23 protein-coding genes are annotated in these 23,941 nt (G+C 69.9%); 9 read left to right on the forward strand and 14 right to left on the reverse strand.

Annotation, left to right across the window (positions count from 1 at the left end):
• The first annotated feature begins 29 nt into the window (after positions 1–29).
• From ugpA to DRV85_RS14380, 4 genes are read left to right on the forward strand one after another with little or no spacing between them, the layout of a single operon-like run.
• Complete coding sequence (gene ugpA / locus DRV85_RS14365) at positions 30–908, forward strand: sn-glycerol-3-phosphate ABC transporter permease UgpA (protein WP_113290171.1); 879 nt, start codon at positions 30–32, stop codon at positions 906–908.
• Entirely contained in the window at positions 908–1,756 is an 849-nt protein-coding gene (gene ugpE, locus DRV85_RS14370; RefSeq protein WP_113290172.1) for a sn-glycerol-3-phosphate ABC transporter permease UgpE, read from the forward strand. Before ugpA ends, ugpE begins: the two co-directional genes overlap by 1 nt.
• 3 nt (positions 1,757–1,759) lie before the next feature.
• Positions 1,760–2,821, forward strand: a complete 1,062-nt coding sequence (locus DRV85_RS14375) for an ABC transporter ATP-binding protein (protein ID WP_113290173.1) — start codon at positions 1,760–1,762, stop codon at positions 2,819–2,821.
• A gap of 55 nt (positions 2,822–2,876) precedes the next feature.
• Complete coding sequence (locus DRV85_RS14380) at positions 2,877–4,058, forward strand: cytochrome P450 (protein ID WP_113290174.1); 1,182 nt, start codon at positions 2,877–2,879, stop codon at positions 4,056–4,058.
• Positions 4,059–4,157: 99 nt separating this feature from the next.
• Here the strand turns inward: DRV85_RS14380 and guaD are convergent, their stop codons facing one another.
• Genes guaD through DRV85_RS14400 form a run of 4 tightly spaced genes read right to left on the reverse strand, consistent with a single transcriptional unit; the run spans position 4,158 to position 7,918 of the window.
• Positions 4,158–5,447 (reverse strand): guanine deaminase, encoded by a 1,290-nt coding sequence (guaD, locus tag DRV85_RS14385; RefSeq protein ID WP_113290175.1) that lies wholly within the window; start codon positions 5,445–5,447, stop codon positions 4,158–4,160.
• Positions 5,440–5,838: a PaaI family thioesterase gene (locus DRV85_RS14390; protein ID WP_113290176.1), complete on the reverse strand. Its 399-nt coding sequence runs from the start codon at positions 5,836–5,838 to the stop codon at positions 5,440–5,442. The genes guaD and DRV85_RS14390 overlap by 8 nt, the downstream gene beginning before the upstream one ends.
• 3 nt (positions 5,839–5,841) lie before the next feature.
• Complete coding sequence (locus tag DRV85_RS14395) at positions 5,842–6,297, reverse strand: MaoC family dehydratase (RefSeq protein WP_113290177.1); 456 nt, start codon at positions 6,295–6,297, stop codon at positions 5,842–5,844.
• Positions 6,287–7,918 (reverse strand): long-chain-fatty-acid--CoA ligase, encoded by a 1,632-nt coding sequence (locus DRV85_RS14400; protein WP_113290178.1) that lies wholly within the window; start codon positions 7,916–7,918, stop codon positions 6,287–6,289. Before DRV85_RS14400 ends, DRV85_RS14395 begins: the two co-directional genes overlap by 11 nt.
• A gap of 111 nt (positions 7,919–8,029) precedes the next feature.
• Between DRV85_RS14400 and DRV85_RS14405 the strand changes: the two genes are divergently transcribed.
• Positions 8,030–9,046: an NADP-dependent oxidoreductase gene (locus DRV85_RS14405; protein ID WP_113290179.1), complete on the forward strand. Its 1,017-nt coding sequence runs from the start codon at positions 8,030–8,032 to the stop codon at positions 9,044–9,046.
• Positions 9,047–9,141: 95 nt separating this feature from the next.
• Here the strand turns inward: DRV85_RS14405 and DRV85_RS14410 are convergent, their stop codons facing one another.
• From DRV85_RS14410 to DRV85_RS14420, 3 genes are read right to left on the reverse strand one after another with little or no spacing between them, the layout of a single operon-like run.
• Positions 9,142–9,876, reverse strand: coding sequence for an SDR family oxidoreductase (locus tag DRV85_RS14410; RefSeq protein WP_113290180.1), 735 nt, complete (start codon positions 9,874–9,876; stop codon positions 9,142–9,144).
• 46 nt (positions 9,877–9,922) lie between these two features.
• Positions 9,923–11,446 (reverse strand): ATP-dependent DNA helicase, encoded by a 1,524-nt coding sequence (locus tag DRV85_RS14415; protein WP_113290181.1) that lies wholly within the window; start codon positions 11,444–11,446, stop codon positions 9,923–9,925.
• A gap of 41 nt (positions 11,447–11,487) precedes the next feature.
• Positions 11,488–12,666, reverse strand: coding sequence for a deoxyguanosinetriphosphate triphosphohydrolase (locus tag DRV85_RS14420; protein WP_113290182.1), 1,179 nt, complete (start codon positions 12,664–12,666; stop codon positions 11,488–11,490).
• Between the two features lie 151 nt (positions 12,667–12,817).
• Between DRV85_RS14420 and DRV85_RS14425 the strand changes: the two genes are divergently transcribed.
• The gene (locus tag DRV85_RS14425) at positions 12,818–13,141 is read left to right on the forward strand and encodes a HesB/IscA family protein (protein ID WP_113290183.1); all 324 of its coding nucleotides are present in this window, start codon (positions 12,818–12,820) and stop codon (positions 13,139–13,141) included.
• 24 nt (positions 13,142–13,165) lie between these two features.
• Here the strand turns inward: DRV85_RS14425 and DRV85_RS14430 are convergent, their stop codons facing one another.
• Complete coding sequence (locus tag DRV85_RS14430; RefSeq protein WP_113290184.1) at positions 13,166–14,743, reverse strand: BCCT family transporter; 1,578 nt, start codon at positions 14,741–14,743, stop codon at positions 13,166–13,168.
• A gap of 250 nt (positions 14,744–14,993) precedes the next feature.
• On the opposite strand from DRV85_RS14430, the gene DRV85_RS14435 reads away from it, so the two are divergent.
• On the forward strand, positions 14,994–16,046 hold the full coding sequence (locus DRV85_RS14435; protein ID WP_113290185.1) for a glycosyltransferase family 4 protein: 1,053 nt from the start codon (positions 14,994–14,996) through the stop codon (positions 16,044–16,046).
• An 85-nt stretch (positions 16,047–16,131) separates the two neighbouring features.
• Here DRV85_RS14435 and DRV85_RS14440 read toward each other — a convergent pair whose 3' ends face one another.
• Positions 16,132–16,524, reverse strand: coding sequence for a metallopeptidase family protein (locus tag DRV85_RS14440; protein ID WP_113290186.1), 393 nt, complete (start codon positions 16,522–16,524; stop codon positions 16,132–16,134).
• A gap of 141 nt (positions 16,525–16,665) precedes the next feature.
• Here DRV85_RS14440 and wrbA point away from each other — a divergent pair, with 141 nt between their 5' ends.
• On the forward strand, positions 16,666–17,259 hold the full coding sequence (gene wrbA / locus DRV85_RS14445) for an NAD(P)H:quinone oxidoreductase (protein ID WP_113290187.1): 594 nt from the start codon (positions 16,666–16,668) through the stop codon (positions 17,257–17,259).
• A 135-nt stretch (positions 17,260–17,394) separates the two neighbouring features.
• On the opposite strand, the gene DRV85_RS14450 is transcribed toward wrbA, so the two are convergent.
• The 5 genes from DRV85_RS14450 to DRV85_RS14470 form a co-directional block, all read right to left on the reverse strand.
• Complete coding sequence (locus tag DRV85_RS14450) at positions 17,395–19,215, reverse strand: M3 family oligoendopeptidase (protein ID WP_113290188.1); 1,821 nt, start codon at positions 19,213–19,215, stop codon at positions 17,395–17,397.
• Between the two features lie 65 nt (positions 19,216–19,280).
• Complete coding sequence (locus DRV85_RS14455; RefSeq protein WP_113290189.1) at positions 19,281–20,870, reverse strand: ATP-dependent DNA ligase; 1,590 nt, start codon at positions 20,868–20,870, stop codon at positions 19,281–19,283.
• A gap of 111 nt (positions 20,871–20,981) precedes the next feature.
• The gene (locus tag DRV85_RS14460) at positions 20,982–21,995 is read right to left on the reverse strand and encodes a ligase-associated DNA damage response exonuclease (protein WP_113290190.1); all 1,014 of its coding nucleotides are present in this window, start codon (positions 21,993–21,995) and stop codon (positions 20,982–20,984) included.
• Between the two features lie 39 nt (positions 21,996–22,034).
• A complete protein-coding gene (locus DRV85_RS14465) occupies positions 22,035–22,985 on the reverse strand; it encodes an alpha/beta fold hydrolase (protein ID WP_113290191.1) in 951 nt (316 codons plus the stop codon).
• 11 nt (positions 22,986–22,996) lie between these two features.
• Positions 22,997–23,281: an SCP2 sterol-binding domain-containing protein gene (locus DRV85_RS14470; RefSeq protein ID WP_113290192.1), complete on the reverse strand. Its 285-nt coding sequence runs from the start codon at positions 23,279–23,281 to the stop codon at positions 22,997–22,999.
• Positions 23,282–23,428: 147 nt separating this feature from the next.
• On the opposite strand from DRV85_RS14470, the gene DRV85_RS14475 reads away from it, so the two are divergent.
• Entirely contained in the window at positions 23,429–23,917 is a 489-nt protein-coding gene (locus DRV85_RS14475; protein ID WP_113290242.1) for a tetratricopeptide repeat protein, read from the forward strand.
• The last annotated feature ends 24 nt before the right edge of the window (positions 23,918–23,941 follow it).

Below are 23,941 nucleotides of genomic sequence, written 5' to 3' on the forward strand. Positions count from 1 at the left end.
GGCCGGGCGCCCCTTTGCCCGGAGACTGCATGAAGCGCGTCGTCTTCCGCTCGAAATGGCTGCCCTATGTCCTGCTCGCGCCGCAGATCGCGATCACGCTGATCTTCTTCTTCTGGCCCGCGCTGCGCGCGATCGAGAGCTCCTTCTTCATCGAGGACGCCTTCGGCTTCGCGCGTGAATTCGTGGCCTTCGAGAACTACGCGCGGCTCTTCAACGACGCGGGCTATCTCAAGAGCTTCCGCACCACGCTGGTCTTCGGGCTGGGCGTCACCGCGCTTGCCATGTCCATCGCGCTGGTGCTGGCTGTCGCCGCCAACCGGGTGCTGCAGGCCGCGCTGACCTACCGCACCTTCATCATCTGGCCCTATGCCGTGGCGCCCGCGCTGGCCGGCGTGATCTGGTTCTTCCTGATGAATCCCACGCTGGGGATCGTCGCCTACTGGCTCGACCTCGCGGGCTACGAGTGGAACCACTACCAGAACGGCGATCAGGCGCTGCTGATGGTGACCATCGCCGCCGCCTGGAAGCAGATCAGCTACAACTTCCTGTTCTTCCTCGCAGGCCTCCAGTCGATCCCCAAGTCGATGCTGGAGGCCGCGGCGATCGACCGCGCAGGCCCCTGGCGCAGGTTCTGGACGATCACCTTTCCGCTGCTCTCGCCCACCACCTTCTTCCTGCTGGTGATCAATCTTGTCTACGCCTTCTTCGACACCTTCAGCCTGATCCACGCCACCACCCAGGGCGGACCGGCCGACGCAACCTCGATCCTCGTGCTGCGGGTCTATCAGACCGGCTTCGTGGGGCAGGACTATGGTTCCTCGGCCGCGCAGTCGGTGATCCTGATGGGCCTCGTGATCGCGCTGACGGTGGTGCAGTTCCGCTATGTCGAACGCCGGGTGAACTACTGATGGTCGAGAACCGCCCCGTATCCACCTTTCTCACCCATGCCGTGCTGATCGCGGGCGTGGTCTTCCTGTGCTTCCCGGTCTGGATGGCGCTGGTGGCCTCCACCCACGGGCCCGAAGCGCTGTCGAAGGCGCCCATTCCGCTGTGGTTCGGCGACCAGGGCTTTCAGAACTACCGCGACCTGCTGACCGGCGGGCTGCCCGAGGCGGGCGGCGTGCCCGTGGGGCTGATGATGCTCAACAGCCTGATCATGGCGCTGGGCATCACCATAGGGAAAATCGCGATCTCGCTGATCGCGGCCTACGCGATCGTCTATTTCCGCTTCCCGTTCCGCATGGGCTTTTTCTGGATGATCTTCATCACGCTCATGCTGCCGGTGGAGGTGCGCATCCTGCCCACCTTCGACGTGATCACGCGGCTCGACATGCTCAACAGCTATCACGGGCTGATCGTGCCGCTCATCGCCTCGGCGACGGCGACCTTCCTCTTCCGGCAGTTCTTCCTGACGATCCCGGACGAGCTGGTGGAGGCCGCGCGCATCGACGGGGCGGGGCCGATGAAGTTCTTCCGCGACATCCTGCTGCCCTTGTCGCGCACCAACATCGCGGCGCTCTTCATCATCCTCTTCATCTACGGCTGGAACCAGTATCTCTGGCCGCTGATCGTGACCACCGAAGAACGGCTCTACACGGTGGTCATGGGCATCCAGCGCATGGCCAACTCGGGCGAGCAGCTGCCCGTGTGGCACTACATCATGGGCACCGCGATCCTTGCGCTGATCCCGCCCGTGCTCGTCGTGCTGGCGATGCAGAAGCTCTTCGTGAAGGGCCTTGTCGAAAGCGAGAAGTGAGAAATGGCGACAGTTGACCTCAAGGGCCTCGGCAAGACCTATCAGGGCGGTGTGCGCGCCGTCGAAGGGGTGGACCTGACCATCGCGGACGGCGAATTCATCGTGCTGGTGGGGCCCTCTGGCTGCGGCAAGTCCACCATCCTGCGCATGATCGCGGGGCTGGAGGCGGTCAGCGAGGGCGAGGTGCGGATCGGCGGCACGGCGGTCAACCGGCTGGAGCCCGGCGAGCGCGATATCGCCATGGTCTTCCAGAACTACGCGCTCTACCCGCACATGTCGGTGCGCGCCAACATGTCCTACGGGCTGAAGAACCAGAAGACGCCGAAGGACGAGATCGCGCGCCGCATCGCAGAGGCCGCGCGCATCCTGCAACTGGGCGACTACCTCGACCGCAAGCCCCGGCAACTCTCGGGGGGGCAGCGGCAACGCGTGGCCATGGGCCGCGCCATCGTGCGCGATCCCAAGGCCTTTCTCTTCGACGAGCCGCTCTCGAACCTCGACGCCAAGCTGCGCGCCGAGCTTCGGGCCGAGATCAAGGCGCTGCACCGGCGCCTGCGCTCGACCTTCATCTACGTCACCCACGACCAGGTGGAGGCAATGTCGCTCGCCGACCGGATCGTGCTGATGAACCGCGGCCGGATCGAGCAGATCGGCACGCCCATGGAGCTTTACGACCGGCCCGCCAGCCGCTTCGTCGCCGAATTCATCGGCACGCCGCCGATGAACCTGCTGCCCGCCGAGAGCCCCGCCGCCCGCGCGCTTGCGCAGGGCGCGCGCCTGCCGCAGGGCGCCGCCTGGCTCGGCGTGCGGCCCGAGGCGCTGACGCTGGCGCGCGCGGGGCTGCGCGGACAGGTGGGGCTGATCGAGGCGCTGGGCGCCGACATGCTGGTGCATCTGGTGGCCGAGGGCCACGATGCGCCGCTGATCCTGCGCCTGCACGGCACCGCGCGCCTGGCAGAGGGGCAGGAGATCACCGTCGCGCCGGAAGAGGGCACGCTGCGCGCCTTCGACGGCGCGGGGCAGGCCCTGCATCCCACCGCCGAACCGGTGGCCGCAGGCGGCTGAGGCTGGACGGGCAGGGGGCGCGCGCGGCACACTGTCGCGCGGAGGAGGATCGCCCATGCCCGACACCGCCACCGCCGACGCCGCCGAGGCGCCCGTCGTCGACATCGACACCCAGGCCTTCTGGCGCGATCCCTACCCGGACCTCGCGCGGATGCGCGCCACCGCGCCGGTGGTGCGCGTGCCGCAACTGGGCGCGCTGCTGATCACCCGGCGCGACGACATCTTCGAACAGGAGAAGCGGGTCGAGACCTTCTCGTCCTTCCAGCCCGAGGGGCTGATGACGAAGCTCATGGGCGAGAACATGATGCGCAAGGACGGCGCGGCGCACCGGGCCGAGCGCAAGGCCACGTTCCCCGCGCTGAGCCCCCGCACCGTGCGCGACACCTGGCGCGCGCAGTTCGAGGCGGCGGCCGCCTGCATCCTCGACGACCTCGCGCCCAGGGGCGCGGCGGACCTGGTGGCCGACTACGCGCGCCCGGTCTCGGGCGAGGCGCTCAAGGCGATCACCGGCCTCACCAACATGACATGGACCGAGATGGATCGCGTGAGCCAGGGCATGATCGACGGCTGCGCCAATTACGCGGGCGACCCGCAGGTGGAGGCCAACTGCCACGACTGCACCGCCTCAATCGACCGGCACATCGACGCGATGATCCCGGTGCTGGAAGCGGCCCCAGACACGTCGCTGCTCTCGGTTCAATTGCAGGCGGGGCTCTCGGACGCGCAGACCCGTGCCAACGTCAAGCTCGCGATCTCCGGCGGCCAGAACGAGCCGCGCGATGCCATCGCCGGCGCCGCCTGGGCTCTGATGACCCACCCCGGGCAGCTCGAGATGATCCGGCGCGGCGCCGCGACCTGGGAACAGGGTTTCGAGGAATACGCGCGCTGGATCTCGCCCATCGGCATGTCGCCGCGCCGCGTGGCGCGCGAGGACGCCGTGGGCGGCATCCGCGTGGAGGCGGAGGCGCGCGCCTTCCTGATGTTCGGCTCCGGCAACCGGGACGAGCGGGTCTGGACCGACCCCGACCGCTACGACATCACCCGATACACCACGCGCTCGCTCGCCTTCGGCGCGGGGCCGCATTTCTGCGCGGGTGCTGCGGCCGCCCGCACGCTGATCGCCGAGGTGGCGCTGCCCATGCTCTTCGAGCGGCTGCCGGGCCTTCGGCTCGCCGGCGAGGTGCCCTTCGGCGGCTGGGCCTTCCGCGGGCCGCTGAAGATGCCGGTCGCCTGGTGAGCGGGCGCGGCGGGCGATTTTTCGAACGATGAATCGCCTGGGGCGTCGCGGAACCGAAGAAGAGTTTTCGTTCGAAAATTCTTAGGTCCGGCGCGCCGCTCACGTGACCACAGTGCCGTCGACATAGGTCGCCGCGACGGCATCCCGCCCGCCCATGATCTGCAGGACGAAGAGCTCCTCGGCCAGCGTCTCGGCGCGGTCCATCCGCAGGCGCATGGCGGGTGTCGCAAAGGGGTCCAGAACCACGAGGTCGGCCTCGGTGCCCTCGTCGAGCGTCCCGATCCTATCCGTCAGACCCAGCGCCTCGGCGTTGCCGCGCGTGGCCCAGTGGAAGGCCTCGAAGGGGTGCAGACGTTCGCCGCGCAGCGCCAGCGCCTTGTAGCCCTCGGCCAGCGTGTCGAGCATCGACCAGCTGGTGCCGCCGCCGATGTCGGTGGCGACCGCGGTGACGACGCCCGCGCGCTCCAGCCCCGCGCGGTCGAAAAGCCCCGAGCCGAGGAACAGGTTGGACGTGGGGCAGAAGACCGCGCGGCTGCCCGTCTCGGCGATCCGCGCGATCTCGCGGGTCTCCAGGTGCAGGCAGTGGCCCAGCAGCATTTCCGGCCCCAGCAACCCAGCGCGCTCGTAGGTGTCCAGATAGTCGCGCGCGTCGGGAAAGAGCCGTTTCACGGCGGCGATCTCGGCGTGGTTTTCCGAGATATGCGTCTGCCGGTGACAGTCCGGGTGCTCGGAAGCGAGCGCGCCGGCCGCCGCCAGCTGCGCGGCCGTAGAGGTCACCGAGAAGCGCGGCGAAATGGCGTAGCCCAGCCGCCCCCGCCCGTGCCAGCGACCGATCAGCGCCTCGGAGTCGTCGTAGGACGCCTGCGCCGTGTCGCGCACGCCTTCGGGGCAGTTGCGATCCATCATCACCTTGCCCGCGATCAGGCGCATCCGCCGCCGCTCCGCCGCAGAGAAGAGCGCCTCGGCCGAGCAGGCGTGCGACGAGCAATAGACCGCGGCCGTGGTCGTGCCATGCTCGAGCAGCCGGTCAAGGAAGGGATCGGCCATTGCCCGCGCATGCGCGGGGTCGGCGTAGGCGGCTTCGGCCGGGAAGGTGTAGTTTTCCAGCCAGTCCAGCAGTTCCGCGCCCCAGGAGGCCACCACCTGTAGCTGGGGAAAGTGGATGTGCGGGTCGATGAAGCCCGGCAGGATCAGATGCGGCCGGTGGTCCGTCACGGGGGCCTCGGGCGCCTTGGCCTGCACCTCGGCGAAGTCCCCGCGCGCCGCGATCCGCCCGTCCTGCAGCAGCAGCGCACCATCCTCGGTGTAGTCGAAGGCGCCCGTGTCTTCCGGCCCCGCAGGCTTGCGCCGGAAGCTGAGCAGCCGCCCGCGCAGCAGCCGCTCAGCCATCGCGGTAGCGGAAGACGCCGCTGCCGGTGGCCAGCAGCACGCCGTCCTCGTCCCGCACCTCGCCTTCGGCGAAAAAGGTGCGCCGCCCGCCGCCCGTCAGCCGCGCCTCGGCGATCAGGCGCCGCCCCTCGGAGCGGCCCTGGAAGTTCACCGTCAGCGAAAGGGTCAGCGCCATCTGCCGACGGTCCGGGTCGCCCGTCCAGCAGCCGGCATAGCCCATCGCGGTGTCGAGCAGCGTGGCATGCACGCCGCCGTGCAGATTGCCGTGCCGATTGCCCAGATGCGCCACGACCGGCTGCTCGAATCGCGCGAATCCCGCGCGCCACTCGGTCAACTCGAAGCCGAGGTGGGACTGGAACGGATAGGGATCCTCGACGAAACGCGCGTCCATCGCTCAGGCCCTCAGAAACCGGTTGAGCCAGACCGCCACCGCCGCGGGGCGCGCGCTCCCCTCGATCTCCACCGTCACCTCCCAGTCCATCCCAAGCCGTTCCTCCGTCTCGCGCTCGGCCCGGAGCAGCGTGAACCGCCCGCGCAGCCGCGCGCCTGTCAGCACAGGTGCGACGAAACGCACCCGGTCGAAGCCGTAGTTCACGCCCATCCAGGGCCCCATGTCCGGGACAAGCTCGTAGAGCATCGCGGGCAGGAGCGACAGGGTCAGCAGACCATGCGCCACGGTGCCGCCGAAGGGACCGGAGGCAGCACGGCCGGGGTCCACATGCGCCCAGGCGTGATCGCCCGTGGCCGCGGCGAAGGCGTCGATGCGGCTCTGGTCCACGACCTGCCACGAGGATACCCCGATCTCCTCGCCCGTCCGCGCGAGCAGCGCCTCCAGCGGATCAGCCGGCATCGGGCAGCACGTAGTCGCGGAAGCGGTCGCGCAGCGTGAGCTTCGAGACCTTGCCCGTGGCCGTCAGCGGCAACGCCTCCATGTACTCCACCGCGTCCGGCAACTGCCAGCGCGCGAAATGCTCCATGAGCAGCGCGTCCAGCTCTTCCTTCGGCGGGCGCTCGCCCTCTTCCGGCACGACGATCAGCAACGGCCGCTCGTCCCACTTCGGGTGCGGTATCGCGATCACGGCGCAGGCGGCCACGCCCGGATGGCTCATCACCACGTTCTCGAGGTCGAGCGAGCTGATCCACTCGCCGCCCGACTTGATCAGATCCTTCGCCCGGTCCTGGATCGTCAGGAAACCCTCGGCGTCGATGGTGGCGATGTCGCCGGTGCCGAACCAGCCCTCGGCGTCCATCGCCGCCTCGGTCGCCTCCCGGTTCGCGTAATAGCCCGAGATGATCGAGTTGCCGCGCACGTAGAGCTCGCCGCGCGAGGCACCGTCGTGCGGCTGGCGCCGGCCCTCCTCGTCGACGATCTTGAGCTCGACGCCGAAGATGCGGCGGCCCTGCTTCTGCTTGACGTCCATCTGCCGCTCGAAGGGCAGGGACGTCATCGCCGCGGGCAAATGCCCCTGCGTGCCCACAGGGCTCATCTCTGTCATGCCCCAGGCGTGGCAGACGGTGACGCCGCTCTTCTCGAAGCTCTCGATCATCGCGCGCGGCGCGGCCGAGCCGCCGACCACGACATGTCCGAAGCCGTCGGGGTTGCGCCCCCTCTTGCGGATCTCGCCCTGCAGTCCCAGCCAGACGGTGGGCACTCCCCAGGCGGAATAGACACCCTCCGCCTCCATCAGGTCGAAGAGCGCCGCACCGTCGAGCGCGGGGCCGGGAAAGATCAGGCTCGCGCCGGTCAGCGGCGCGGCATAGGGCAGCCCCCAGGCGTTGACGTGGAAAAGCGGCACCACCGGCAGGATGCGCCGCCCCTCCTGCAGCGCCTCGCCCAGCGCCACGGCGACCGAGAAGGCGTGCAGCACCGTGGAACGGTGGGAATAGAGCGCGCCCTTCGGATTGCCCGTGGTGCCCGAGGTGTAGCAGAGCGCGGCGGCCGCATTCTCGTCGAGCTCGGGCCAGTCGTAGTCCTCGGGCTGCCCCTCCAGCAGGTCCTCGTAGCAGATCAGGTCGAGCGCGCTTTCCGGCATGTGCGCGCGGTCGGTCATCACGACATAGCGCAGGCCTTCCGGCAATTCGCCCGCGATCTTCTCGATCAGCGGCACGAAGGTCAGGTCGAGAAACAGCAGCCGGTCCTCGGCATGATGCGCGATATAGGCCAGCTGCTCGGCCGGCAGGCGCGGGTTGATCGTGTGACAGACCGCGCCCATGCCGGAGACGGCGTAATAGAGCTCGAAATGCCGGTAGCCGTTCCAGGCAAGCGTCGCCACCCGGTCCGCGTCGCCCACGCCCAGCGCCTTCAGCCCGTGCGCCAACTGCGCGGCGCGGGCGTAGGCCTGCGGGTAGGTGTAACGGTGCAGGTCGCCCTCCACCCGTCGCGAGACGATCTCGCCCGTGCGATGGCTTTCGGCGGCGAACTTCAGGATGTCGATGATGGCCAGCGGCCGGTGCATCATCATGCCGTGCATGGCGGCGCTCCTCCCTCGGCCCCGCTCCCTCGGGGACTGTTGTCGTTTCGGGGGGACTGTGCCTAGGCTCGCGCAGGTTTGCCAAGAGCCGAATTGCAAGGGGAACGCCCGATGACATCCATGCGCCGCATCGTGCTGGCCAGCCGCCCGGAGGCGGAGCCGGGGCCGGAGAATTTCCGGCTGGAAGAGGCCCCGCTGCCCGAACCGGCCGAGGGAGAGGCGCTGGTGCGGGTGCGCTGGCTCTCGCTCGACCCCTACATGCGCGGGCGGATGAGCGCGGGGCCCTCCTATGCCGCCCCCGTGGGGATCGGCGAGACGATGACCGGGCAGGGCGTGGGCGAGGTGATCGCCTCGCGCGCCGAGGGGCTTGCCGCGGGCGACACGGTGCTGGGCAGCTTCGGCTGGGCAGACCACGGCTGCGCACCCGCGCGGGAGCTGCGCAAGCTCGACGCCCGCCTGCCGCCCGCCACCGCGCTGGGCGTCCTCGGCATGCCCGGCTTCACCGGCTGGGTGGGCCTGACGGAGCACGGCCGCCCGCAGCCCGGCGAGACGCTGGTCGTGGCCGCCGCCACGGGCCCAGTGGGCAGCATGGTGGGCCAGCTCGCGAAGGCGCTGGGCCTGCGCGCCGTGGGCATCGCCGGCGGCGAAGAAAAATGCCGCCTCGCCACCGAGACCTTCGGCTTCGACGCCTGCCTCGACCACCGCGCGCACGCGGAGGCCCGCAGCCTGCGCCGCGCGCTGGCCGAGGCCGCGCCCGATGGCATCGACATCTATTTCGAGAACGTGGGCGGCAAGGTGCTGGAGGCCGTCATCCCGCTGATGAACGACTTCGGCCGCATCCCGCTCTGCGGCACGATCGCCTGGTACTCCGGCGACGAAGGCGGCCCCGACCGCCTGCCGACGCTCTGGCGGTCCGTCCTCGTCAAGCGCCTCTCCGTGCGCGGCTTCATCGTCACCGACCACTGGGACCGGATCGGCGATTTTCTGGCCGAGGTGGCCCCGAAGGTCGCATCGGGCGAGATCCGCTACCTCGAAGATGTCACCGAGGGGCTGGAAAACGCGCCCGACGCCTTCCTGAAGATGCTCGGGGGCGGAAACACCGGCAAGACGCTGGTCAAACTGCCTTGACTTTCTCCAGCCTCTTCTTCTTGGGGATAAATATCCTCGGGGGGTGAGGCGGCGAAAGCCGCCGAGGGGGGCAGACAGCCCCCCTTGCCGCCCTCTCAGCCCCGCCCCACCAGCGGCATCTTCGTCGCCATCACCGTCATCTGCAGCACGTTCGCCTCCGGCGGCAGGGAGGCCATGTGCAGTACCGCGCGCGCGGCGTCCTCCACGTCCATCGTCTCGAGCGGCGGCGCCTCGGGGTCCGCCTCGGCCTGCCTGCGGGCGAGGTCGTCCAGGAGCTCCGTGCGCGCGTTGCCGATGTCGATCTGGCCGCAGGCGATGCCGAAGGGGCGTCCGTCCAGCGCGATCTGCTTCGTCAGCCCCGTGACCGCGTGCTTGGTCGCGGTATAGGCGGCCGCGCCCGGCCGCGGCGCCTGCGCCGAGACAGAGCCGTTCATCACGATGCGCCCGCCCTGCGGCTCCTGCCGGCGCATCCGGCCGAAGGCCGCCCGCGCGCAGAGGAACATGCCCGTCAGGTTCACCTCGACGACCTCGCGCCACATCTCGACCGAGAGTTCGTCGGGCGGCCCCGCGGTGCCGAAGATCCCGGCGTTGTTGAACAGAAGGTCGAGCCGCCCCGCGGTCTCGCCGAATCTCTCGAAGACTGCGTCCACCTCGCGCTCCGACGTCACGTCCGCCGGCAGCACCAGCGCTGCCGGATGGCCCGCCGCGACCTCCGACAGTCGCGCCTCGCGCCGCGCGACGAGGCCCACGCGCCAGCCCTCTGCCAACAGCCCGCGCGCAACGGCTGCGCCGATGCCCGAACTCGCGCCCGTCACGATCGCCGTCCGCATCTCTCAGCCTCCCTGTCTCTCGCGACCGGCGCCCGTGCGCCGGCGCTCATGCCTCGCCTTCGAGTCGCAGCCTCGCGGGCCGCGCGGCGAGATCCGCGACGCCCAGCGGCTCCGACGGCCGCGCGAGCCGGTTGCGCACCACCCAGATCAGCCGCCCCTCGGCCCGCGTGATCGCGACGTAGGCGAGGCGTTTCCACAGCGGCTGGCCGGCCTCGGTGCGCCCGGCGCGCGCCGCGGCGAAAAGGTCGGGTGCGAAGACCTGCACCGTCTCCCACTGCGACCCTTGCGCCTTGTGGATCGTCACCGCCGCCCCGTGCAGGAAGGTCGCGCCCATGCCCGCGGCGTAAGGGATGAAGGGTTCTTCCTCGCCCGGCTTCTCGATCCGAACGATCGAGGCGGCCGAGACCTGCGGATCCTCGGCGCCCACCACGTGCATGCGCGAGAAGCCGGGCTTCTTGCCGGGCCCCAGCCAGATCACCTGCGCGCCCTTGATGAGCCCCCGCGCCTCGAGGTCCAGCCGCTTCTGCCGGTGCTTGAGCGGCAGCTCGATGCCGTCGCAGATCAGCGGCTCGCCCGGCAGCAGCGCGTCCCCGGGGGCCTCGTGCACGCGGCGGAAGGCGTCGATCAGCCGGATGCGCGTTGCGTTGCGCCAGACCAGCACCGGGCTGCGCGCCATCAGGTCCACCTCCACCCGCTCGCCCCAGACGACGCGCTCGTCGCGTGCCGCGGCCTGCCGCACCAGTGCCTCGAAGCCCTCGAAGTCGAGCGCGGGATCGGCCAGCGCGTGGGCGAGATCGAGGATCGGGTTGTCTGCCGCCTGTCGGTGGACGCGGCGCAGGTGCAGCTTGCGCTCGTCCGGCAGCGAGTCGAAGACCATGCCGCCCGGCGCGTTCACCGGCGCGAGCTGCGCGGGGTCGCCGAAGAGGATCAGCGCCGGGAAGATCTCCTGAAGATCCTCGAGCTGCTTCGCGTCGAGCATCGAGGCCTCGTCCACCAGCCCGATGTCGAGCGGCTCCTCGCGCCGCTTCCATCCGGTGATGAAGTCCGAGCCGCGGAGCCCCGCCGCCATCAGCGCGCCGGGGATCGAGGCATGGCGCGCGTAGAAGGCCGCGGCCCGGTCCAGCGCGGCTTCGCTCAGCCCCCCCACCTCGGGCCGTTCCCCGTTGCCCGCGAGCCAGTCGGCGATCTTTTCGTAGTGCGGGTCGTAGACGGGCGTGTAAAGGATCCGGTGGATGGTGGTCGCCGGCACGCCGCGGTTGCGCAGGACGCTCGCCGCCTTGTTGGTGGGCGCAAGGACGGCCAGCGTGCGGCGATCGCGCCGCCGCCGTCCCTCCCAGTCGCCCGAAACGGTCTCGACGCCGGCGTTGCCCAGCGCGCGGCAGATCTCGGCCAGCAGTAGCGTCTTGCCCGAACCGGCCTTGCCCGTCACGGCCAGCAGGCGGGACGTCCCCTCGCGGGGCGGCGCGAGGGTTTCGGTCTCGAGATCGACGCCCGCCTCCGCCAGAAAGGCCGCGATGCGGTCGTGCGCGGCGGCCTGATCCTCGGAAAGGGCGAGCGCGGGGTGGGACATGGGCGGGGCTATAGCGGCGCGCGGCGCGCGAGGCCAGCGGCTCAGCGCGGCACGGCGACCGCCGGGCGGGTGCCGCCCACCAGCCGCTCGTGCTGCTGCAGCGCGAAGCGGTCGGTCATGCCGGCGATGTAGTCGGCGACGATCCGGGCGAGCGCGGTGTCGCCCTCCGCGGCCGCCACGTCGGACTGCCAGCGCTCGGGCAGGAGGCGCGGGTCGTCCATGTAGAGCGGGAAGAGGTCGTTGACGACACCCGTGACCGCCGCGCGCATCTCGACCACGCGAGGGGCGCGGTACATCCGCTCGAACAGGAACCGCCGGATCGTCTGGATGTCGCGCCAGACGGAATCGGAGAAGCGCACCATCATGTGCCCGGCGTGACGGATGTCCTCCACCCGGCGCGGTTCGAGTTCGGCGAGCCGCGCGCGGGTCTCGGCCACCACGTCCTCCACCAGGATCCCGAAGAAACGGCGGAGCGCCTCGTGTCTGCGACGGTGGCTGTCGAGGCCGGGCCAGAGCCTGTCGACCTCGGCCACGCAACCGTCGATCAGCGGCAATTCGGCGATGCCGTCGAGGGTAAAGAGCTCCGCCCGCAGCCCGTCGTGGAGGTCGTGGTGGTTGTAGGCGATATCGTCGGACAGAGCGGCGACCTGCGCCTCGAGCCCCGAATGCGTGCCGAGTTCCAGGTCGTGCTCGGCGTCGTAATCCGCGAGCGCGTAGGGCAGCGGTGGCCGCCCCGGTCCGACCACCGGGCCGTTGTGCTTGGCGATCCCTTCCAGCGCCTCCCAGGTCAGGTTCAGACCGTCGAAGCTGGCGTAGTGCCGCTCGAGCCGGGTGACGATGCGGACGGCCTGCGCGTTGTGGTCGAAGCCGCCGTAGGGCGCCATCAGCGCGTCGAGCGCGTCTTCGCCCGTGTGGCCGAAGGGCGTGTGGCCGAGATCGTGCGCCAGCGCCACCGCCTCGGCGAGGTCGAAGTCGAGCCCCAGCGCGCGTGCGATGGTGCGCGCGACCTGCGCGACCTCGAGCGTGTGCGTCAGCCTTGTGCGGAAATAGTCGCCCTCGTGCTCCACGAAGACCTGCGTCTTGTGCTTGAGCCGGCGGAAAGCGGAGGAATGGATGATCCGGTCGCGGTCGCGCTGGAAGGCCGAGCGCAACGCGCTCTCGGCCTCGGGCGTGCGCCGCCCGCGGCTCTTCTCCGGATCCGATGCGTAAGGCGCGCGCATGTGACCTCGTCTCCTGCTTGCGCGAAAGCGTCGTCAGCGCCGCTATACAGGGATTTCGCGCGCGGTGCAGGGGGTGCGCCGGCTTGTGCCGCGGGACTGTGGCGCCTATTTTCTGCACGCAGGGATCACAGACGGACAAGGACGGACCAGAATGCAGCTTCCTCCGAAGGTGACCGAGCGCGCCTTCGCGCGCCTCGCGGAAATCGGTGCCGCCGATCAGGGCCAGGCGCTGCGCGTCGCGGTCGAGGGCGGCGGCTGTTCCGGGTTTCAGTACGACATCCGCCTCGATGCGCCGGCCGACGACGACATCGTTCTGGAAGGCCAGGGCCAGAAGGTCATCATCGACTCGGTCTCGCTGCCCTTTCTCGAAAACGCCGTGATCGACTTCACCGAAGAGCTCATCGGCGCGCGCTTCACCATCGAGAACCCGAACGCTTCCAGCTCCTGCGGCTGCGGCACGTCCTTCTCCATCTGAGCGCGCGGCCCGCATCGCCTGGCGTCAGCGACGCTCCTTCGCAGGTTTTTCGAGATCGGCCGCGCGCGGCCGTCCCCGCTTCGTGCGTGCCGCAGGGTCGGCTTGCAGGTTGCGCCAGAGCGCGATCGCGGCTGCGATCAGCAGGATCGACATCGGCAGGCCGAGGCTGATCGCCGCATTGCGGATCGCCGTCAGCCCGCCCAGCAGCAGAAGCGTCGCCGCGACGGCGCCCTCCGAGACGGCCCAGAACACGCGCTGGGCCTTGGGCGGGTGCGGGTCGCCGCCCGATGTGACCATGTCGTCCACCAGCGACCCCGAGTCCGACGAGGTGACGAAGAAGAGCAGGATCACCACCGTCGCCACGATGGTCGAGATCTGCGCGAAGGGCAGCGTCGCCAGCATCGCCTGAAGCGAGGCCGCCTCGTTCTCGCGCACCGCCGAGAGCAGGTTCGCTCCCTCCTCGGCGCGCTGGGCCGAGAGGCCCGTGCCCCCGAAGATCGCGAACCACAGGAAGGTCAGCAGCGTGGGCACCAGCAGAACGCCCAGGATGAACTCCTTGATCGTGCGCCCGTAGGAGATCCGCGCGACGAAGATGCCAACGAAGGGCGACCAGCTGATCCACCAGCCCCAGTAGAAGAGCGTCCAGGTCGTCTGCCACTGGCTGTCCGCGCCGGGATCGAGATAGAGGCTCATCTGCGGCAGGTTCTGCAGATAGCGGCCAAGGGCGCTGACGAAAAGCTCGACGACGTAGAGCGTCGGGCCCACCGCCAGCACGAAGACCATGAGGCCCAGCACCAGCCAGAGATTGACGCGGCTGAGCATCTGCACGCCGCTCTTCACGCCGCTCACGACCGAGATGGTGGCGATCAGCGTGATCGCCGCGATGAGCGCGATCTGGACGAGCGTCGTTTCGGGCCAGCCGAAGAAACTCGCGAGCGAGGCGTTGATCTGCATCGCGCCCAGCCCCAGCGAGGTCGCGACGCCCAGAAGCGTGCCGACGGTGCAGACGATGTCCGTCAGGTCGCCGATCGGCCCGTGAATGCGCTCGCCGATCAGCGGCTCGAGCACCGAGCGGGGCGCGAGCGGCAGGCCGCGGTTGAAATGCGCGTAGGCGACGGCCAGCGCCAGCACGATGTAGATGCCCCAGGCATGCAGGCCCCAGTGAAAGAAGGAGATCCGCATCGCCTCCGTGACGGCGGGCAGGCCTTCGGGCTCGGCGTCGAGCGGGCTGGCATAGTGGTAGAGCGGCTCGGCCACGCCGAAATACACCAGTCCGATCCCCATGCCGGCGGCGAAGAGCATCCCGAACCAGCCGAAGCGCGAGAACTCGGGTGTCGCCTCCGGTCCGCCGAGGCGCACGTTGCGCGCCGGCGAGGCGAGGATCGCGAAGGTCAGCACGAGAATCCCTGTCACGACCAGCACGTAGTACCAGCCGAAGAAGCGGGTGATGTTCTCCTGCAGCGTCTGGAAGAAGTCGGCTGTCGCATCGGTGAAGCCGCCCCCCGCGATCACGAAGGCGATCACCAGCGCCGCCGAGCCGATGAAGACGGCCGGGTTCATTTGTGAGGTGAGGCGCGCGGAGACGCCGCCGCGCTGGGCCATGGGATGTCCTTTCCAGAGCTCGTGCCACGCTCTCGGCGCTGCAGACGCGCAAACGCCGGGCCGCCGGGGCCGGTTCCGCGCCCCGGTGCCCGTCGCGGGCTGTTGCAGATGGGTTTCGGCGCGCATCCGCTGTGCCGCCGTGCCGGCCAGGCGCGTTGCGGCGGGCGCTTTTGCGCGCATATCGTCCGCCCATGCTGCCGTTTGCCGTTCCGCGCGCCGAGATCGCACCGCGGCGACTGGAGGTTGCTGAATGACCGGGGGGATGGGTCGCCTGTCGGTTCTCTTCGTCGTGCCGAGGTTCCACCCGAACCTTTTCGTGGCGACCCGCGCGCTCGTCGAGGCGGGACATCGGGTCACGGTGATGGCCGACGCGACGGGGCCGAGCGAGGACCACAGCGTGGTTCAGCCGGTGGTCCTCGGCCGTGCACCGGGCGCGGCGGCGGTCGCGCGGTCGGTGGAGACGGCCCGGCCCGACCTGGTCTTTCTGCGCAACACCTCGAAGCTGAAGGAAGAGGCGGCGCGCGCGGCACGCAGGTCGGGGGCGGCGCTGTGGTATTACGACCTCCGCCCGCTCACCGAGCAGGCGCGATGGACCAAGCGCCTGCGCCGCCGCCTGGCCGGCCTGCCGCTGCGGCGCGTCACCCCGGTGCCGGGGCTCGACGCGGAGGCGCCGGCCGACCCGCTCGCCCGCTACCTGCCCTGGCCCGTTGCGCGCGATCCGGCCGTTCCGCTCGCCCGCGGCGACGGGCCGGTGACCGTGATCTGCGTCGGCAAGCTCTCGCAGCCACGCAAGAACCTTCATCTCGCGATCGAGGCGCTGCGCGACCCCGGGCGCGCGGGCCGCGCGCGCCTGCAACTCGTGGGGACCACCGACCGGCGCGCGAGCGGGCACGATGCGCGCTATCTCGCGCACCTCGAGGCAGCCGCGCAGGCCGAGAGCTGGATCGAGTTGCATCGCGACGTGCCCCTGGCCGCGATGCCCGCGCTCTACGCCGCCGCCGACATCTGCGTCATGCCGTCGATCGACGAGCCCCTGGGCTACGCCCCGGTCGAGGCGATGGCCTATGGCGCAGTGCCGGTGATCTCCACGGCTGCCGGATCGGCGGGTTACCTAACGGAAGGGCGTGACGGCGTGCGGGTGGACATCGACGCGCCCGGCGCGCTCGACACAGCCCTGCACCAGCTCGTCAACGACGCGCCCTATCGGGCGCGCCTCGCCGCCGGCGCGCGGGCCACGGCCGAAAGCGAGCTGTCGCCTGCACGGTTTCTCGAGCGGATCGAAGCGCTCGCGGCGGAGGGCTGAGGGCTCCGGCGCCCCCCGCCCGCGCCGGACGGCCTCGTCCCGGCCGCGTGCGGGTCCGGGTTGCGCCGCCGCGTGCCTGCGGGGCTCACTCCCACCAGCGATCGATCGCGGCGATGTCGGCGTCCGACCATCCGAAATGATGGGCGAGCTCGTGCACGAGCACGTGGCGCACCAGGTCTTCCAGGGTGACGTTCCCCCGGTCCGCCCATTCGTCGAGGATCGGCCGCCGGAAGAGCCAGATGGTGTCCGGCCCCTGCGGCTGATCCAGCACGGATTTCTCCGTCATCGGGATGCCGTCGTAGAGCCCGGTGAGCTCGAAGGGGTTCTCGATCCCCATCTCGTCCAGCATCCAGTCGGGCGCGAAATCCTCGACCCGCAGCGCCACTTCGCGCGCGGCCGGCCGGAAGGCCTCGGGCAGCTCGTCCAGCGCGCGCCGCGCGAGGCGTTCGATCTCGGACTGTGACGGGGCACGGGCCATGGCCGGAGCCTTGCCCGATGCGCCGGCATTGGCAAGCCGCGGGTGCACCGCCGCACAGGATCCTTGCGCCCCTGCGCGTGGTTCATCTCCGGAAACACGACTAGCTCGCGATCGGATAGCAACCCGCAAAAGGAGCCCGAGATGGCGACCCCGAAAATCTCCGTGATCTTCTATTCGACCTACGGAACCAACCAACAGGTGGCCGAGGCGGCCGCCGAGGCCGCCCGCGCGGCCGGCGCGGAGGTGCGCCTGCGCCGCGCAGCCGAGACCGCCCCGAGCGAGGTGGTCGAGGGTCAGGACGCCTGGAAGGCGCAACTGGAGAAGATGGCCGATATCCCCGAGGCGCGCGCGGAGGACATGGACTGGGCCGACGGCTACTTCTTCGCGGCGCCCACGCGCTACGGTGTGGTGGCGAGCCAGCTGCGCGCCTTCATCGACACTCTGGGTCCGCTCTGGATGGAGGGCAAGCTGGCGAACAAGACCTTCACCGCCACGACCAGCGCGCAGAACCCCCATGGCGGGCAGGAGACGACGCTGATGTCGCTCTATACCACCGCGATGCACTGGGGGGCGGTGATCGTGGCGCCAGGCTATACCGACCAGAGCATCTTCGCCGCGGGCGGCAACCCCTACGGCACGTCCGTGAAGGCGGGCGAATTCGACGAACACGCCCGCGCCGCCGTGCAGCACCAGGCGACGCGGCTGGTCGAAATGACGGCGAAGCTGACCGGCTGAAGGCGACCTCGCCCCACTGACGCGAGATTTTTCGTACGAAGAATCTCGCGTCCTCCGCCCGGATTTGCATGTCCGGCCGCACCGCGTGACGAAGATTCTTCGTACGAAAAATCTTCGTCCGACGTGCGAAGGGGGTCAGCCTTCCATCGCCTCGAGCTCCTCGATGAAGCCCTCGATCATCGACAGGCCCTTGTCCCAGAACGCGGGGTCGGAGGCATCGAGGCCGAAGGGCGCCAGAAGCTCGGTGTGGTGCTTCGAGCCTCCCGCGCGCAGCATGTCGAAATACCTGTCCTGGAAGCCCTCGGGCGCCTCCTCGTAGGCGGCGTAGAGCGCATTCACCAGCCCGTCGCCGAAGGCGTATGCGTAGACGTAGAAGGGCGCGTGGACGAAATGCGGGATATAGGCCCAGAAAGTCTCGTAGCCTTCCATGAACTCGAAGGCGGGCCCCAGGCTTTCGGCCTGCACGCTCATCCACAGCGCGTTGATGTCGTCGGGGGTGAGCTCGCCGCCGCGCCGCGCCTCGTGCAGCTTGCACTCGAAGTCGTAGAAGGCGATCTGCCGGACGACCGTGTTGATCATGTCCTCGACCTTACCGGCCAGCAACACGCGGCGCTCGTTGTCGTCCGTGGCATTCGCCAGCATCCTGCGGAAGGTCAGCATCTCGCCGAAGACGCTCGCCGTCTCCGCCAGCGTCAGCGGCGTGCGCGACAGCATCTCGCCCTGACCCGCCGCGAGGCGCTGGTGCACGCCGTGGCCCAGTTCATGGGCCAGCGTCATCACGTCGCGCGGCTTGCCGAGGTAGTTTAGCAGCACGTAGGGGTGCGCGTCGGTCACCGTGGGATGCGCGAAGGCGCCCGGCGCCTTGCCGGGCTTCACGCCCGCGTCGATCCAGCCCTTGTCGAAGAAGGGCTCCGCAAGTTCGGCCAGCTTCGGCGAGAAGCCCTCATAGGCGCGCAGCACCGTCTCGCGCGCCTCGTCCCAGGCCACGGTGCGCGTCTCTTCCATCGGCAGCGGCGCGTTGCGGTCCCAGACCTGCAGCTTGTCGAGACCCAGCCAGCGGCGCTTGAGCTCGTAGTAGCGGTGGCTGAGCCGCGGGTAGGCGCGCACCACCGCGTCGCGCAGCGCCTCGACCACCTCGGGCTCGACGTCGTTGGCCAGATGGCGGGAGGTCTGCGGCGTGGGCATCTTGCGCCAGCGGTCGACGACCTCCTTCTCCTTGGCCTGCGTGTTGTGCACGCGGGCGAAGAGGCGAAGGTTCTCGCCGAAGACGCGGGCCAGCGCGCGCGCCGCGGCCTCCCGCTTGTCCCGGTCCTGTTCGGTGAGCAGCGTGAGCGTGGATTCCAGGCCCAGCTCCTCGCCGTTTACCTCGAAGGTGAGCCCCGCAATAGTCTCGTCGAAGAGCCGCTCCCATGCGTCGCCGACGGCGCCCATGTCGTGCAGGAACTTCTCCAGCTCGTCCGAGAGCTGATAGGGCTTCATCTTGCGGATGCGGTCGAAGACCGGCTTGTAGCGTGCAAGATCGGCGTTCTGCCCGAAGAGGCCGTCCAGGTGATCGTCGGGCAGGCGGTTGATCTCGAGCGTGAAGAAGACCAGCGGTGTGGTGTATTCGGTAATCTTTTCCTGGCAGTCGGAGAGGAACTTGGCGCGGCCCGCGTCGGTGGTGTTCTGGTAGTAGCGCAGGCCCGCATAGGACATCAGCCGCCCCGCCACGGTCTCGATCCTCTCGTCGCGCCGGACGCAGCGCAGCAGCCCCTCGGCGTCGAGATCCGCCAGCTTGCCCTCGTAGTCCGCGGCGAAGGCGGCGCATTCCGCCTGCAGCCAGTCGAGGTCGCGCTGGATCTCCGGCGCCTCGGGGCTCGCGTAGAGATCGGTCAGATCCCATTCGGGCAGATCGCCCAGCGGCGCGGCGCCCTGCTCGGTGGCGGCGTCGAGGGCGGGGCGGGGGGTGTCCGTCATGGGGGCTCTCCTGTCGTCTCGGGTCGCATTCACATAAGGGCCGGGACGCCGCAGGCGCAAGGCGCTCAGCCGTAGGCCGCCAGCATCGCCTTCAGCTCGTCCAGCGTGCCCGCCTCCTCGGGTGGCTTGTCCTCACGCCAGCGGGCCATCCGCGGGAAGCGCAGCGCAACGCCCGACTTGTGGCGCGGGCTTTCGTGGATGCCTTCGAAGGCGATCTCGAAAACGAGCCTTGGCGCCACCTGCCGGACCGGGCCGAAGCGTTGCAGGGTGTTCTTGCGCACCCAGGCGGTGATGCGGCGGAATTCGGCGTCGGTGAGACCGCTGTAGGCCTTGGTGAAGGGGACAAGCTCTGCGCCATTCCAGACCGCGAAGGTGAAGTCGGTGAAGAGGTTCGCGCGGCGGCCGTGGCCGGCCTGCGCGTAGATCATCACCGCGTCGATCAACAGCGGGTCGAGTTTCCATTTCCACCAGTCGCCGCGCTTGCGGCCCGTGTGATAGGGGCTGGCGGCGTGCTTGAGCATCACGCCCTCGGCGGCGTGATCGCGGGCGCTGGCGCGCGTGGCCGCGAGCGACTCCCAGTCGTCGAAGGCGATGAGCGGCGGCAGGACCACGGGCGCGTCCTTCGGCAGCTCTGCGGTCAACCGCTCCAGCCGCGCGCGGCGCTCGGCGAAAGGATGGGCGCGGATGTCCCGGCCTTCGTCCTCCAGCAGGTCGTAGGCGGCGAGCGCCACGGGTGCGTCCCGGAGCAGCTTCGCAGGCACCGTCTTGCGCCCGATCCGCTTCTGCAGATCGTTGAAGGGCAGGGGCCCGTCGCGCCAGGCCAGGATCTCGCCGTCGATCACCGTGCCCGGCGGAAGGAAGTCGCACGCGCGGGCCAGCTCGGGGAAGCGGTCGGTCATCAGCTCCTCGCCGCGCGACCAGACGAAATGCTGACCCTCGCGCAGGATGAGCTGGCCGCGGATGCCGTCCCATTTCCATTCCGCGCGCCAGTTTGCCGGGTCGCCAAGGCTCTCCGGCCCCTCGTCGAGCTGGTAGGCGAGGCAGAACGGGTAGGGGCGCGAGAGATCGGCCGCCGCGTCCTCGGCCTCGATCAGCGCGTGCCAGGTCGTCGTCGCCGGATCCCACGCGCCCATCAGGCGATGCGCCATCTCGGCTTCGTCGCGCCCCGTGGCACGGGCGAGCGCACGGGTCATCAGCTTCTGGCTCACGCCGATGCGCCAGCCGCCGGTGAGCAGCTTGTTGAAGATGAAGCGTTCTTGCGCGTCGAGCGCCTCCCAGGCCGCGACGACCTCTGCCTTGCGGCGCTCCGGGGCCATCTCGGCGAGCGAGCGCAGGAGCGCGATCCACTCCGCGAGGCTGCGGTTCGAGCCGCGCGAGGGCGGCGGCAGGATGAGCGCGATCGTCTCCGCAAGATCGCCCACGTTCGGATAGCTTTCTTCCACCAGCCAGAGCGGCAGGCCCGCGCGCTCTGCCGCCCATTCGCGCAGCTGGGTGGTGGTGATCGCCCGGCGCGGCCGGCGCCCGGAGAAGAGCGCGACGGTCCACAGACGGTCGTCGTCCGAGGCCCGCGCGAAATAGTCGGCGAGAGCGTCGGTCTTGGCCGAGGTGCGCGTGGTCTGATCGACCCGCGCGACAAGGGCGGCGAAGTCTTTCATGCCGATGGGCTGCCTTGATCTTCAGGTGCTTTCCCGCTTGTCCACAGGTTTGTCCCGCAGCTCGGAAGGAGCCTCAAGGTAACGGTGCAAATCATTGATTTGCTTTTCACATCAGCCCGCATCTCCGTCATCCTCCGTTTCCCCGCCGAACTCGGTGGGCACGATGGCGGCATCCCAGCCCTCGGAGACCAGCCAGCGGCTGAAGATTTCCGTGTAGCCATGCGTGACGTAAATCTTTTCCGCGCCGGTTGCCCGGATCGCCTCGATCAGGCCGGGCCAGTCGGCATGATCCGAGATCACGAAACCCCGGTCCGCCGCGCGCCGCCGCCGCACGCCCCTGAGCCGCATCCAGCCGCTGGCGAGTCCGGTCGAGGTGGCGCCGAAGCGCCGCGCCCAGGTGCTGCCCAGGGCTGAGGGCGGCGCCAGAACGAGCGCGCGCGGATGCGCCTTCGGCTCCGTCTCCGGCGTCACCCGGATCGTCTCGGGAAGCGCGAGCCCCTGTGCGCGCAGGACGGCGGTCGTCTCCTCCACGGCGCCGTGGGTCAGAACCGGGCCGATCGAGGTGTCGAGCAGCGCGAGCAGGCGCTGCGCCTTGCCCAGCGCATAGGCCCCCAGCATCGGCGTGCGTCCCTCGGCCACGCTCGCCGCCCACCAGTCGTTGATCTCGGCCGCGACCTCTTCCTGCGGCGCCCATTCGAATACCGGCAGGCCAAAGGTGCATTCGCTCACGAAGGCGTGGCAGCGCACCGGCGCGAAGGGCTCGCTGAGCCCGTCGGCGGCGAGCTTGTAGTCGCCCGAGACCACCCAGACCTCGCCCGCGACCTCGACCCTGATCTGGGCGGAGCCCGGGACGTGGCCGGCGGGATGGAAGCTGACCGTCGCCGCGCCGATCCGCCGCGCCTCGCCGAAACGCGCGGTCTCGAGCCGGATATCGCCGAGACGATGCTTGAGGACCGGCGCGGCCGCCTCGGTGGCCAGATAGGCCGCGTGGCCCGGCCGGGCGTGATCCGCGTGGCCGTGCGTGATCAGCGCCCGCGGCACCGGGCGCCAGGGGTCGATGTGGAAATCGCCCGCCGGGCAGTAGATGCCGCGCTCGGTGAAGGTGAGGACCGGATCGCGTGCCATGCCGCGCACTATAGGCGCGGGAAGGGCGCGGGCCAGAAATCAGGCGGCCGCCGCGCCGTGAGACCGGAAATGCGCCAGCGTCCCGGCCGTCACGCGCTCGCGGATCTCGCGCCGCTCCATCAGGAGTTCGTGCTCGGCATCCTCCACGACCTCGAGCCGGCCGCCCGGCCAGCGCGCCATGCGGTCCTCGATCCGGCCCGGATGCACGATGCGCTCGCGCGTTCCCAGCCAGGTCAGGCAGGGCACCCGGGGCGCCGGCGCGCGGGCGAGCGCCCGGCACTCGACGAGCGCTTCGTTCAGCCAGGCGAGGCTCGGCCCGCCGAGCTGCAGCTCCGGCCGGCGGGCGAGCTGGTCCTGCATGAAGGCGTAGTTTTCGGGACAGGTGGTCAGCGTGTTGTCCTCGAAAGGCGCGGTCGCGGCATAGCATTCGATCGTGGTGCCGGGCGCGATGCGATGCCCCAGCCCCGCGCGCCGTCCGCTCCAGCTCACGACCCAGGCGGCCGGGCGAAGGTGTGCCGCGATCAGGATGCCCCACATCGGTGCGGTGAAGGCCGCGGAGGCCACGTCGAGCCCCTCGATCAGCGCGCGCAGCCCGATCGCGCCGCCCATCGAATGGCCGAGCAGGTGGTAGGGACGCGGAAAGCCCTGCGCCTCGGCCACGTCGAGCATGGCCGCGACATCCCTCTGGTAGTCCGCGAAGGCATGCACATGGCCGATCAGCGGCCCGGGCGCGAGCCGTTCGGTGAGGCCCTGCCCCCGCCAGTCGATCGAGAGCACCGCGAGCCCCTGGGCCAATACGTCGCGCGCGACGCGGCCGTATTTCTCGATGAACTCGGTGCGCCCGGGAAAGAGCAGCACCGTGCCCCGCGCGCCCGGCGCGGTCCAGCCTCCGACGCGCACGCGCACGCCGTCGGAGGCGCGAACCCACCAGGCGCCGCCGGCGGGGCCGTCGGCGATGTCGTCGAGATAGGGTGCCGGCTCGACTGCCATCGCGGCCTGAGTCAGGAAAGCGCTCCGGCGAGCTGCATGGCCTTGCCCATGTCGCCGTCCACCGCAAGCTTGCCGCTCATGAAGGCGGAGGTGGGGTTGAGATCGCCGTCCAGGATCTGCCGGAAGGTGTCTGCGTCGGCGGTGAGCGTCACCTCGGCCGGCTCGTCGCCGGCGCGGGCGCCCTCGGAGTCGAGCATCACGGAACCCTCGCCCTCGATGACGAACTTCACCGAGCCGTCGAAACCGCCCCCGACTTTCGCGTTGATGGCCGTCACGGCCTCGTCGATCACGCTCATGTGCTGTCCCCTTTCGATCGCGCGGCCGCAGCCCCTATGGAAATACGGCCGTCATCCACTACACTCCAGTCTGATATGAAACGCTCTCGCTCCAGAATCAAAGCTCACGTCGCGACATTGCCTGCGGCGCTCTGTCTTGCGCTGCCGGTGGCAGCGGAAGAGGCAGAGGTCACGGATCTGCTCGACTCGCTGCAATCCGCCGAAGGGGCGGAGGCCGAGCGCATCGCGGGACAGATTCGCACCCAATGGGCAAGGTCCGGCTCCGCCGCGATGGACCTTCTGCTGCGGCGCGGGCGCGAGGCGCTCGAGGCGGAGGACTACGATCTCGCCGTCGAGCATCTGACGGCGCTCACCGATCACGCGCCGGAGTTCGCCGAGGGCTGGGCGTCGCGCGCGCTGGTCTTCTACCGGCAGCGCGAATACCTCCTCGCGCTCGCCGATCTCGAGCGGGCGCTCGCGCTCAACCCGCAGCATTTCGGCGCGCTTCAGGGCGTCGGCGCCGTCATGCAGAAGCTGGAGCGGCCGAAGCTCGCCTGGCGCGCCTATGAGCAGGTGCTTGCGCTTTACCCCGAAAACACCCAAGTCCGCGAGGCGATGGAATCGCTCGAGACCGAGGTGCTCGGGCGCGATCTCTGACCGGCCGCCGCGCGCGGGCCGCGG

Origin of the sequence: Rhodosalinus halophilus (genome assembly GCF_003298775.1) — a bacterium.
Classification (GTDB): Bacteria; Pseudomonadota; Alphaproteobacteria; order Rhodobacterales; family Rhodobacteraceae; genus Rhodosalinus; species Rhodosalinus halophilus.